The organism is Cryobacterium cheniae (assembly GCF_004403395.1).
GTDB lineage: Bacteria > Actinomycetota > Actinomycetes > Actinomycetales > Microbacteriaceae > Cryobacterium > Cryobacterium cheniae.
This window is the reverse complement of sequence record NZ_SOGN01000044.1, coordinates 35,697-47,743: the sequence shown is the minus strand read 5'-3', so window position 1 is coordinate 47,743 and position 12,047 is coordinate 35,697. Positions and strand designations below refer to the sequence as shown.

Sequence of the window (12,047 nt, the reverse complement as noted above, 5' to 3'; positions counted from 1 at the left end):
GCCTTCAAGCTAGTCCTCGATAACCCCGACCGCACGGGCCGGCTGCGGCTCATCCTCTCCGCTGAAGGACCGGCTCCGGGTCAGACGGCTTCGGTCAGGGCGCCCGAGAGAACTTCGTCCAGAGCCAGGACGGTGTCTTCCGGTGATGTCCCGAGGGCCAGCGCCAGTTCCGACTCCAACAGCTGGCGGGACTTGGCGAGCATCCGCTTCTCGCCGGCAGAGACGCCACCGTCCTGTTCGCGGCGCCACAGGTCGCGGACGACTTCGGCGACCCGGGTCACGCTGTCACTGGCCATCTTCTCCTGGTTGGCCTTGAACCGGCGGCTCCAGTTCGTGGCTTCCTCGGTGAACGGCTCGCGCAGTACCTTGTAGACCTCTTCCAGCCCCGCGGCGTCGATGACGTCACGCACTCCGACGAGCCCCGCGTTCGCGATGGGCAGTTGGATGGTGAGTTGCGACGAGTGCACGCGCAGGGTCATCGCCGGCTGGGCGACGCCCTTCAGGGTTATGGTGGAGAGCTCGGTAAGGGTGACCGCACCGTGGTGCGGGTAGACGAGGGTTTCCCCGACAATGAACTTCAAACTCACTCGTTTCAGGTCGTGCTGCATGTGGCGTCCCGGTGGCGCCGACCAGCTGATCAGCCGGTCAGGGAGTGGTGGGTTGTGGAACTCGGGTCGCGATTGTGGGGGCACCCGGCACCATTCCTGATGGCCAACCTATCAAGTTTGCCACAGCCCCCTGAACGTTCACCCTACGGCCATCGGTGCGGCGTGGCGCATCGCGCTAGCTCACCGATGGCTGCTGCTGAGTGATGCAGTGGATGCCGCCGCCTCGCGCGAACAACGGCCGCGCCTCGACCGTCACGACCGATCGGCCCGGGTACGCCCTGGCCAGAATTTCCCGCGCGGCCTGGTCGGCCCGTTCCTCGCCGAAACCGCAGGCGATCACGCCGCCGTTGACGACGAGGTGGTTGACGTAGTTGTAGTCCACGAAGCCGTCCTTGTCCGTCAGCGCGGCCGGGGCCGGCAGATCGACGATGGTGACGGCCCGGCCCGCGGCATCCGCCGATTCGGCGAGCACGGCGCGGAGCTGCCGGGTCACGGCATAGTCGGGGTGGGCCGGGTCGTTCTGGGCATGGATCAGCACCGTTCCCGGTGACGGGATGGCGGCCACCATATCGACGTGGCCCCGGGTGCCGTAGCGCTCCTGGTCGCGGGTCAGGCCGCGGGGCAGCCAGACCACGTGGGTGGCGCCGAGGGTGCGAGCGAATTCGGCCTCGACCCTGGCCTGGTCGACGTAGGGGTTTCGACCCGGATCCAGCTGAACGGTGTGGGTGGCCAGCACAGTTCCCCTGCCGTCCACGTGGATTCCGCCGCCCTCGTTCACCAGAACCGAGGAGATCCCGGTCGCGCCGGAGGCAGCGGTGACGATCCTGCCGATCTCCGCGTCCCTGCCCCACCGCGCCCAGTCCTGGGCACCCCAGCCGTTGAACGTCCAGTCCACCGCCCCCAACTGCCCGTCGTCCCCCAGAACGAAGGTCGGGCCGATATCGCGCATCCAGGCGTCGTCGAGCGGCGCCTCGATGACCTCGATTTCCGCGGACAGGTACCGACGAGCCATCCCCATCTCGGCCGGGTCGACGACCATGGTGACGGGTTCGAAGTCGAGGGCCGCGTGGGCAACCGCAGCCCAGGTGCGGCGCGCTTCGTCAGCGGACTCCGCGTTCGAGCCGAGCGTGTAGCCGGCCACCGGGAACGCCATCCACACCCGGTCCTGCGGCGCGGACTCCGCCGGCATCAACCAGGTCACGACTTCCCCACCGTCACGGTCGAACCGAACGGATGCGTCGGGTCGACCGGCACGGTCAGCCCCGCGTAGCTGTCCGGCCGCCGGGTGGCGAGGAAAGGGAACAGCGTGAGCCACTCCTCCCGCTGCGCCAGGTCCAGATCCGCAACCAGCACCGCGGACGCGTCGCGGGGTGCCTGCACGAGCACTCGACCGTAGGGGTCGGAGATGAAGGAGGAACCGTAGAAGGTCAGGTCTCCTTCGTCGCCATGACGGTTGGGCACCACCATGAATAATCCGCTGGTGATGCCGTTGGCCACGATCACCTGCCGCCAGAGAGGCTGGGTGTCGAAAGTCGGAAAGCCGGGCTCCGAGCCGATCGCCGTGGGATAGACGAGCAGCTGGGCACCGCCGAGGCCGTACAGTCGCGACACCTCGGGGAACCATTCGTCCCAGCAGGTGGGCAGCCCGATCCGGGCACCGCCCAGTTCCGCCGGGGCGTACACGGGGTACGCGTCCTCGGCCGGGCCCGACCGGAACCAGGTGTCTTCGTAGTAGCCCTCGGTCACCGGGATGTGCATTTTGCGGGTTCGTCCGAGCAGTCGCCCGGTCGGCGACACCATGACGGCCGTGTTGTAGCCGCGCGGGTCCTCCGGGGCGTCGTCGGCGTGCGGCCGCTCGTAGAGGGAGGCGTGCACGACGACGCCGTGCTTGCGGGCCTGCTCGGCCGCGAAGGTGAAGGTCGGTCCGGTGAGCAGGTCCTCGGCCGTTTCCTTCGGCGCACCCTGGGCGCGCTCGTTGGCCGGGTATTTCCGCAGGGTCAGCTCGGGCAGGAAGACGACGCGGGCACCCTGGTCGGCGGCCAGGCGGATGCCGTCGGCCAGCTCCGCGCGCAGCGCACCCTGATCGGCGTGCCAGCGGTGCTGCACCAGGCCGACCCGGAGCAGCGGCCCGGCCTCGCCCGCCGTGCGGGTCAGCGGTTCGGCGATGCCGGGGGCGTGGATCACAAGCATGAGGAGGCCTTCCCGCGAATTAATTGATCAAATGATCAATAACTGTTGGCTAAAGATATATAGACTCAGGTTCCATGTCAACCGATCCGAGCGCATCCCGGCGCAAGGCACCGATCGAACGGGCCGCGGAAATCGCCCGCCGGTCCCAGGAGATCGCCCTCGACGAGGGTCTGTCCGCCCTGACGCTGCGTGCGGTTGCTTCCCGCGTCGGGGTGACCCCTGCCCTGGTCAGTCACTACCAGCCGAGCATGGACGCGCTGGTGGCCACGACGTTCGGGGCGATCGTCGCGGCCGAGATCAGCGAGGTGGCCGAGGAATTGGCACCCTGCGAGACGTCTGTGGCGGCCCTGAAGACCCTGATCGACTCGCTGCTCGGACCCGAGCGCAGCGCTGTCACCGCCGTCTGGCTCGATGCCTGGAGCCTCGGCCGACGACACGCTGCGCTCGCGGTGGAGGTAGGCGTGCAGATGGACGCCTGGCAGGCGTTCCTCGCCGAGTTGGTGAAAACGGGGTGCGCACGCGGCGAATTCCGGGCGATCGACCCGGATGCGGTCGCCTGGCAACTCCTGGCGATCATCGACGGGCTGAACGCGCACGCCGTCGTGCGCTATGGCCATGCGCAGCGGCTGCGCGGTCTCGTGCGCACCGTCGCCGAACACGAGTTGGGCCTGCCCCCGGGTGCCCTCGGCTCCGGGGACGACTCAGAACCCTGATCCGAATGGCGCCGGCCCCGGCACCGGATGCCGGCCCTGTAGGCTGACACACAGACTTCCGGTCACAGTTCTGCTGCGATCGGACGAGCACTGGTTGAGACAGTGCAGGAGGCCCTGGCGATTCGTCGCCGGGGCCTTTCTCGTTTCCGGGCCGCCTTCCGAGCCTGGTGGGTATGACGAGCCGGGCAATCGTCTCCGCGGCGGCCCGGAGCCGCACCGATTCGCGTTGACAACCTGAGGGCCCCGGAGCACTATGTGTCACAATTCCGTGCCCGTCGCTGCCGCCGGGCACCTTTTCGAGGTGGAGGCCCCTGTGCAGATTCCAGCTTCCTTCGACTATGTGCGCGCCAGCACGGTCGACGATGCGATCAGTCTTCTCGAGCGCCACGGGCCGGAGTCCCGGGTCGTGGCGGGCGGGCACAGTCTTCTGCCGATGATGAAGCTCCGGCTGGCCAGACCCGAATGGCTGATCGACATCAACGAGCTCTTCGAACTGGACTTCGTGCTCCGGGACGCCAACACGCTGCGGGTCGGTGCGATGACGCGCCACGCCACGCTGCTGGAGTCTCCCGACATCGCCCGCCTGTTTCCGATCATCGCCGATGCGGAGCGGGTGATCGCCGACCCCACGGTGCGGAACCGCGGAACCATCGGTGGGTCCCTGTGCCAGGCCGACCCGGCCGAAGACCTTTCCACGGTCTGCAAGGTTCTGCAGGCGGAGGCGGTCGTCCGCGGGCCCGGCGGCGAGCGCGTGCTCAGCATGAACGACTTTCACAAGGGGCCCTACGAGACCGCCGTGGCTTACAACGAACTCCTCGTCGAGGTGCGCTTCCCGATCCGCCCCCACTCGGGCAGCGCCTACGAGAAGGTCGAACGGCGCGTCGGCGACTGGGCCGTTGTCGCGGCGGGAGCAGCGGTGTCCCTGGCCTCTGACGGCACGATCGACGACGTCACCATCGGCCTCACCGCCGTCGGCATGGAAGGGACGGTGACCGAGGCCGAGACCCTGCTGCGCGGCCACCGGCCGGGGGAAGAACTGTTCGTAGCGGCCGGGCGGATCGCCGCGTTGGCGAGCGACCCGGTTGCCGACCAGCGGGGTCCCATCGACTACAAGCGGCACCTCGCCGACGAACTCACCCGGCGGGTGCTGCGGCGCGCGGCCGCCCGCGCCGGCGAAGCACAGGAAGGCTAAGTCCATGCAGATCAGCATGACCATCAACGGCACCGACATCACCGAGGAGATCGAACCCCGGGTGTTGCTTGTTCATTTCATCCGCGACCAGCTCCGACTGACCGGCACACACTGGGGCTGCGACACCTCCAACTGCGGAACCTGCGTCGTGCTCATGGACGGCCGGCCGGTCAAATCCTGCACGGTGCTCGCGGCGATGGCCGACGGCCATTCCATCACCACGGTCGAGGGTCTCGCCACCGGGGCCACGCTCGATCCCGTACAGCAGGGGTTCATGGAGGAACACGGCCTGCAGTGCGGTTTCTGCACACCGGGGATGATGCTCACCGCCCGGGCACTGCTGGACCACAACCCGCACCCGGACGACGGGGAGATCCGCGAGGCGATCTCCGGCCAGATGTGCCGGTGCACCGGCTACGCGACCATCGTGCGCTCGGTGCAGTGGGCGGCGGCCCACCCCGCGGGGCAGGACCGAATGGACGAGATGGAAGAGAACGCAGGAGAAGAGGTGACGGCATGACCATCATCGAGGAGCGGGCCGCGAATCCGGCAGCCGGAGACGAGAACCGCCCGATCGGCTACGGCCGCATCCAGCGCAAGGAAGACCCCCGCTTCGTGCGGGGCAAGGGCCACTACGTCGATGACATCGTGCTGCCCGGGATGCTGCACGGCGCCATCCTGCGCTCCCCCGTGGCGCACGCCCGCCTGGTGTCGATCGACACCAGCGCCGCGCTCGCCCACCCGGGCGTGGTGGCCGTGATCACCGGCCAGGACCTGCTCGGCCTCAAGCTCGCCTGGGCTCCGACCCTGTCCGCCGACGTGCAGGCGGTGCTCGCCACCGACAAGGTGCGATTCCAGGGGCAGGAGGTCGCCTTCGTGATCGCCGAGGACCGCTACGCCGCGCGCGACGCGCTCGAGCTCATCGAGGTCGACTACGACGTGCTGCCGCCGGTCATCGACGTGCGCACGGCCCTGGACCCCGGCTCCCCCGTCATCCGCGACGACATTGAGGGCCGCACCGACAACCACATCTTCGACTGGGAGGCCGGCAACGCGGCCGAGACCGACGCGGTGTTCGCCGCGGCGGACGTCGTCGTGACCCAGGAGATGGTCTACCCCCGGGTGCACCCGGCACCGATGGAGACCTGCGGGGCCGTCGCCGACTTCGAGCCGATCGAAGGCGCGCTGACCCTGTACGAGACCAGCCAGGCCCCGCACGCGCACCGAACCCTGTTCGCGATCGTCTCGGGCATCCCGGAACACAAGATCCGCATCGTCTCTCCCGACATCGGCGGCGGCTTCGGCAACAAGGTCGGCATCTACCCGGGCTACATCCTCGCCGTCGTCGGGTCGATCGTGACCGGGCGGCCGGTGAAGTGGATGGAGGACCGCTCCGAGAACCTGATGAGCACCTCCTTCGCCCGCGACTACATCATGCAGGGCGAGATCGCCGCCACGAAGGACGGCAAGATCCTCGCCGTGCGCTCCACCGTGCTCGCGGACCATGGCGCGTTCAACGCGACGGCGCAGCCCTCGAAGTACCCGGCCGGGTTCTTCCACATCTTCACCGGAAGCTACGACCTGCAGGCCGCGCACTGCAAAGTGACCGGCGTGTACACGAACAAGGCGCCGGGCGGGGTGGCCTACGCCTGTTCCTTCCGGGTCACCGAGGCGGTCTACCTGGTCGAACGGCTCGTGGACATGCTCGCCCGGAAGCTGGAGATGGATCCGGCTGAGCTGCGGTTGAAGAACCTGATCAAGCCCGAACAGTTCCCGTACAAGAACAAAACCGGATGGGAATACGACTCCGGCAACTACGAGCAGGCGCTGCGCAAGTCGATGCAGATGGCCGGCTACGACGATCTGCGGCGCGAGCAGCGGGAGAAGCGTGCACGCGGCGAGCTGATGGGGATCGGAATCTCGTTCTTCACCGAGACCGTGGGTGCCGGGCCGCGCAAGCACATGGACATCGTCGGCCTGGGAATGGCGGACGGAGCCGAGCTGCGGATCCATCCCACCGGCAAGGCCGTCGTGCGCATCTCCGTGCAGAGCCAGGGGCAGGGCCATGAGACGACCTTCGCCCAGATCGTGGCCGAGGAGCTCGGCATCCCGCCGGAAGACATCGACGTCGTGCACGGTGACACGGACCAGACCCCCTTCGGACTCGGAACCTACGGCAGCCGATCGACCCCCGTCAGCGGCGCCGCCGTGGCCCTGGTCGCACGCAAGGTACGGGAGAAGGCGAAGTTCATCGCGGCGGCGATGCTTGAGACACGGCCCGAGGACCTCGAATGGGAGAAGGGTCGCTGGTTCGTCAAGGGCGACCCGAGCGTCGGCAGGACCATGGCCGAAATCGCCATGGGCGCGCACGGCACGCTCACCCTCCCGGAAGGGATCGACGGCAACCTGGATGCCGAGGTCACCTACGATCCCCCGAACCTGACGTTCCCCTTCGGCGCCTACATCTGCGTGGTCGACGTCGACCCCGGCACCGGTCACGTCAAAGTGCGCCGGTTCATCGCCGTCGATGACTGCGGCACCCGGATCAACCCGATGATCATCGAAGGGCAGGTGCACGGCGGCCTCACCGACGGGGTCGGCATGGCCCTGATGCAGTTCATCGAGTTCGACAAGGAGGGCAACAACCTCGGCGGCACCTTCATGGACTACCTCATCCCGACGGCCCTGGAGGTGCCCGACTGGGAGACCGGGTTCACCGTGACCCCGTCGCCACACCACCCGATCGGGGCGAAGGGCATCGGCGAGTCCGCCACCGTCGGGTCGCCGCCGGCGATCGTCAACGCCGTGGTCGACGCCCTGGCACCGTTCGGCATCACACACATGGATATGCCGTGCACCCCGGCTCGGGTGTGGGAGGCCATGCAGGGCCGGCCGCGCCCACCGATCTGATCCGCCGGTCGCCATGTCGGAAATAAGAGACGCCCTCACGGAGAGGGCTCGGGCACTCACCGGAAACCGGGAACCGTTCGTGCGTGCCACCGTGGTGCGGGCCCAGCATCCCACGAGCGCCCAGGCCGGAGACACCGGCCTGCTGCTGGCCGACGGCACGCTGGTTGGATTCGTCGGCGGCGCCTGCGTGGAGGCGTCGGTGCGTGAATACGGGCTCAGGAGTCTGACCACCCACGAGCCCCTCCTGCTGCGTGTTGTGGCGGGCGCGCCGTCCGCCCTGCTCGAGGAGGGTGCCGTGCAGGTGTCGAACCCCTGCCTCAGCGGCGGCGGCATCGAGATCTTCCTCGAGCCGTTCATGCCGGCACCCCGGGTGCTGGTCGTCGGATCGACGCCGGTGGCACAGGCACTGGTCGCGCTGGGAGGCCCACTCGGTCTGGAGATGCACCTCACGGAGGACTCTGGCGCGGCGCCGCGGTCGGACGATGCGGCGCTGATCGTGGCCTCGCACGGACGTGATGAAGAGTCCCTCCTCGAAGCCGCCCTGAGGGCCGAGGTGCCGTATGTCGCTCTTGTCGCCAGCCACGCCCGGGGCGCGGCCGTGGTCGCCTCCCTCAACGTCTCGGAGGAGCAGCGGGCGCATGTGCACAGCCCGGCCGGCCTGCAGTTGGGCGCCCGCTCCCCCGCCGAAATCGCGCTGTCCATCCTGGCCCAGCTCATCGCGGAACGGGCGGAACGGATGACGGTGGCTCCCGTCAGGGACACGGTCCCGGTTGTGGTCGACCCGGTGTGCCGGATGTCGGTCACCGTCGGGGACGCGACCCCGCGGGCCGCGCGCGACGGGGAATCCGTCTTCTTCTGCTCGGAGTCCTGCCGCCGCAGCTTCCTCGCCGATCCGGAGCGGTATGTCATCGCCTCCTGATCCGCGCATCGCCGGGCTGGTCCTGGCCGCCGGGGCGTCGCTGCGGCTGGGCCGACCCAAGCCACTTCTGCCGTACGGCGGCGGGATGCTCCTGGATGCCGTCCTCAGAACCGCACGGGCCTGCGGCTTCGACCAGATCGTGCTGGCCCTGGGCGGCGCGGAGGAGGCCGTCCGGCAGCGCGTCGACACCCACGGCTGCGACGTGGTCGGCAATCCCGCGTTCGGGGCCGGCTGCTCCTCGTCGATCGCGGCCGCCATCCCGGCGCTGCACCCCGAAACCGAGGTGCTGGTGCTCCTCCTCGGCGACCAGCCCGGCGTGAGCCCGGAGACCGTGCGGCGCCTGGTGGACGGGCGGGGATCCGCCCTCCTCGCCGTCTGCCGCTACGACGACGGTGTGGGGCATCCGTTCGCTTTCGACCGTTCGGTGCTGCCGCAACTGACCGCACTCCACGGTGACAAGGCGGTCTGGAAACTCCTTGAGCAGCGCGCCGCGGAGGTGACCGAGGTCATCGTGGCCGGCCCGATCCCCCCGGACATCGACACCGAGGCGGACTACGAGCGCGCGCTCGCCGAGCGGGAGAAGGCACCATGACCGGCGCTGCCCGGACGGGGGCCGAGGACGCCGTGCGCCGGATGATCCCGGACGTCCCCGCGCTGCTGGGCGCCCTGAACGACGTCGACTACCTGCCCGACGAGGGCCTCGCCACCGCGTTGTTCCTGGCGGTGCGCCTTCCGCAGCCCATCCTGTTGGAGGGTGAGCCGGGGGTCGGCAAGACCGAGGCCGCCAAGGCGCTGGCCCGGGTGCTGGACACGCCGCTGTTCCGGCTCCAGTGCTACGAGGGCATCGACGCGGGCGAAGCACTCTACGAATGGAACTACCCGCGCCAGCTGCTGGGAATCAGGCTGGCCGAGGCCCGCCAGGCCAACCTGGCCGAGACCGAGCTGTTCGGCCCGGAGTATCTGCTGCGCCGCCCCCTGCTGCAGGCGATCGAGCACCCCGGTCCGCGCCCGGCGGTGCTCCTCCTCGACGAGATCGACCGGGCGGATGCCGAGTTCGAGGCCTTCACCTTCGAACTGCTGGCCGAGGCGGCCGTGACGATCCCGGAACTGGGCACGGTGCGGGCCACGCATCCGCCGATCGTGATCCTGACCTCCAACCGCACCCGCGACCTGCACGACGCCCTGACCCGGCGGTGCCTGTACCACTGGATCGACTACCCGGCACCGCAGCGGATCGCGGAGATCGTGCGCCGGCGGGTGCCTGCCAGCGCCGCACCGATCGCCCTGCAGGCGGCGTCGGCCATCACCCGGCTGCGCTCGCTGGACCTGACGAAGCCGCCCGGAATCGCCGAGGCGATCGACTGGGTGTCGGCCCTGACCGTGCTCGGCGTCGACACGCTCGCCGCCGAGCACGTGGATCAGACCTGGGGGACGATTCTGAAGAACCGCGAGGACCTCGACCTGGCGGTCGGCCGGGGCGCCGCCTGGCTGGTGGGCGACCATGGCTGACCAGGGATCACCGGGCATCCGGAGCAGTGATCGTTCCGGGTTCGGCCGGACCAGCATCGAAGCGGCCGCACTGGCGGTCGGGTTCAGCACGGCGCTGCGCCGCGCCGGCGTGCCGAGTTCCCCGGACCGTGCCGCCCGGCTGGCGGAGGCCCTCCGGCTGGTTCCGCCCCACGCGCGCGAGCCGCTGTACTGGACGTGCCGGGTGGTCCTGGTCTCCTCCCGGGAGCAGGTGCCTGTTTTCGACGCGGTCTTCGAGGCCGTGTTCGCCGGAACCCTCGACCCGGCCGACTTCCGCGGCGACCAGAACGCCCCACCGTCGATCGGCTCCGAACCCCGCACCCGTCCGACCGCTGCCGACCAGCGTCCGGCGATCGCGGCGGATCAGGCTCCACCTCAGCCCCCGGCCCTGACTCCGGGCGCAGACGGCTCCACCGACCCGGACGCTCCGGAGCGGGAATCGATCCTGGTGACGGCGGCAGCCGAGGAGCGCCTGCACCAGATGTCCTTCGCCGACCTGACCCCGGACGAGATCGCCCGGATGCGTCAGCTGGTGCGCCGGATCGCCCTTGCCACGCCGGAGCGGCTCAGCCGCCGCACTCGGAAGACCTCCCGGAGCGCCCCCGGACTCGACCTGCGCAGAACGGTCAGGGCGGCGCACCGCACCGGAGGCGAACCGGTGCGCCTGGTCTACAGGCGTCGGCGTACGCGAATGAGGCGACTGATCCTGCTGTGCGATGTGTCCGGATCGATGGAGCCGTACACGCGGGTATTCCTCTCGCTCCTGCAGGGCGCGGTCGCCGGCGCCGAGGCGGAGGCCTTCATCTTCTCGACCGGATTGACCCGGCTGACCCGGCAACTTGCGGTGCGCGACCCTGACCAGGCCCTGGCCCGGGCTGCCGCGAGCACCGAGGACTGGGCGGGCGGTACGCGGCTGGCGGAGAGCATCCGTCATTTCGTGGATGCCTGGGGTCGACGCGGTCTCGCCCGCGGGGCGGTCGTCGTGATCATCTCCGACGGCTGGGCGTTGGACGACCCGGAAACCGTGGGCACCCAGATGGCCCGCCTGCGGCGCCTGGCCTATCGGATCATCTGGGTCAACCCGAGGAAGGTCGCCCTGGACTACCAACCGGTGGTGGGCGGCATGAAGGCCGCCTTGCCCTACGTGGACGCGTTCGTCAGCGGGCACAGCTATGCGGCCCTGGCGGAAGTGGCGGCGGCGATCCGCGCCGACCGTTCGGACCCACACGAGAATACGAGGACCCGATAATGGACATCAACAGCACGTTCACCGTCGCCGCACCGATCGACGAGGTGTGGAAGACTCTGATGGACTTCGAACGTGTCGCCGGCTGCGTGCCGGGGGCACAGGTGCTGAACAAGCTTTCGGACGACGCCTATCAGGTCGGAATGAAAGTGAAACTGGGTCCGGTGACCATGCAGTACAGAGGGCAGATGACCGTTCTCGAACGGGATGCGGCCGCGCATCGCGCCGTGTTCGAGGGGCGCGCCCAAGAGACCCGCGGTCAGGGGACGGCGCAGGGAACGGCCACCCTCACCCTCGTGGAGGCGCACGGCCAGACCCAGGGCACGGTGAGCGCCGATGTGGCACTCTCCGGCAAGGTGGCCGCGATGGGCCGCAGTGTCATCGGCAGTGTCACGGAACAGATGATGTCCCTCTTCTCGGAGAACCTGCAGGCCATGGTCACGGGGCCGGCTCCGGAACCCGCAGCATCGCAGGGCACCGAGACGGTCACCGAGCAGGGAACCGCGACGGCACCACCGGCCGCACCGACGTCTCCGCCCGCCACGACGGCGCCCGCACCCCGCGCGCCTCAGCCGGCCACCGAGTCCAGCCTGAACGCCCTCGACCTGGCCAAAGGCATCGTCCTGGACCAGCTCAACAGCCTGCCCAGACTCCTCGGCGTGATGGCCGCGGTGGCGTTCGTCGCCTATCGCATCGGCCGTCGCGCGGGCGGCAAGTAGGCCCGGATGAGCGAACCCGGAAA

The 12,047-nt window shown here is 69.3% G+C and carries 12 protein-coding genes; 9 read left to right on the top strand and 3 right to left on the bottom strand.

All coding sequences use genetic code 11. The features are described from left to right. Positions 1–80: 80 nt before the first annotated feature. The 3 genes from E3T23_RS09650 to E3T23_RS09640 form a co-directional block, all read right to left on the bottom strand. Positions 81–581 carry a CarD family transcriptional regulator gene (locus E3T23_RS09650; protein WP_104102105.1) on the bottom strand — a complete coding sequence of 167 codons (501 nt, stop codon included), beginning with the start codon at positions 579–581 and terminating at the stop codon, positions 81–83. Between the two features lie 202 nt (positions 582–783). Beyond that, complete coding sequence (locus E3T23_RS09645; protein ID WP_134370165.1) at positions 784–1,809, bottom strand: agmatine deiminase family protein; 1,026 nt, start codon at positions 1,807–1,809, stop codon at positions 784–786. Further along, positions 1,806–2,798, bottom strand: a complete 993-nt coding sequence (locus E3T23_RS09640; protein ID WP_134370164.1) for a nitrilase-related carbon-nitrogen hydrolase — start codon at positions 2,796–2,798, stop codon at positions 1,806–1,808. The genes E3T23_RS09645 and E3T23_RS09640 overlap by 4 nt, the downstream gene beginning before the upstream one ends. A 74-nt stretch (positions 2,799–2,872) precedes the next feature. Here E3T23_RS09640 and E3T23_RS09635 point away from each other — a divergent pair, with 74 nt between their 5' ends. From E3T23_RS09635 to E3T23_RS09595, 9 genes are all read left to right on the top strand, one after another. Beyond that, positions 2,873–3,511: a TetR/AcrR family transcriptional regulator gene (locus E3T23_RS09635; protein ID WP_134370163.1), complete on the top strand. Its 639-nt coding sequence runs from the start codon at positions 2,873–2,875 to the stop codon at positions 3,509–3,511. 313 nt (positions 3,512–3,824) lie between these two features. Then, positions 3,825–4,703 carry an FAD binding domain-containing protein gene (locus tag E3T23_RS09630; RefSeq protein WP_134370162.1) on the top strand — a complete coding sequence of 293 codons (879 nt, stop codon included), beginning with the start codon at positions 3,825–3,827 and terminating at the stop codon, positions 4,701–4,703. A 4-nt stretch (positions 4,704–4,707) separates the two neighbouring features. Next, positions 4,708–5,223, top strand: a complete 516-nt coding sequence (locus E3T23_RS09625; RefSeq protein ID WP_134370161.1) for a (2Fe-2S)-binding protein — start codon at positions 4,708–4,710, stop codon at positions 5,221–5,223. Continuing rightward, a complete protein-coding gene (locus E3T23_RS09620; protein WP_134370160.1) occupies positions 5,220–7,613 on the top strand; it encodes an aerobic carbon-monoxide dehydrogenase large subunit in 2,394 nt (797 codons plus the stop codon). Before E3T23_RS09625 ends, E3T23_RS09620 begins: the two co-directional genes overlap by 4 nt. A 13-nt stretch (positions 7,614–7,626) precedes the next feature. Next, a complete protein-coding gene (locus tag E3T23_RS09615; RefSeq protein ID WP_134370159.1) occupies positions 7,627–8,532 on the top strand; it encodes an XdhC family protein in 906 nt (301 codons plus the stop codon). Next, positions 8,516–9,124: a nucleotidyltransferase family protein gene (locus E3T23_RS09610; RefSeq protein ID WP_134370158.1), complete on the top strand. Its 609-nt coding sequence runs from the start codon at positions 8,516–8,518 to the stop codon at positions 9,122–9,124. The genes E3T23_RS09615 and E3T23_RS09610 overlap by 17 nt, the downstream gene beginning before the upstream one ends. Continuing rightward, entirely contained in the window at positions 9,121–10,041 is a 921-nt protein-coding gene (locus E3T23_RS09605; protein ID WP_134370157.1) for an AAA family ATPase, read from the top strand. Before E3T23_RS09610 ends, E3T23_RS09605 begins: the two co-directional genes overlap by 4 nt. After that, positions 10,034–11,308 (top strand): vWA domain-containing protein, encoded by a 1,275-nt coding sequence (locus E3T23_RS09600; RefSeq protein WP_134370156.1) that lies wholly within the window; start codon positions 10,034–10,036, stop codon positions 11,306–11,308. The genes E3T23_RS09605 and E3T23_RS09600 overlap by 8 nt, the downstream gene beginning before the upstream one ends. Beyond that, the gene (locus E3T23_RS09595) at positions 11,308–12,024 is read left to right on the top strand and encodes an SRPBCC family protein (protein WP_134370155.1); all 717 of its coding nucleotides are present in this window, start codon (positions 11,308–11,310) and stop codon (positions 12,022–12,024) included. Before E3T23_RS09600 ends, E3T23_RS09595 begins: the two co-directional genes overlap by 1 nt. Positions 12,025–12,047 lie beyond the last annotated feature (23 nt).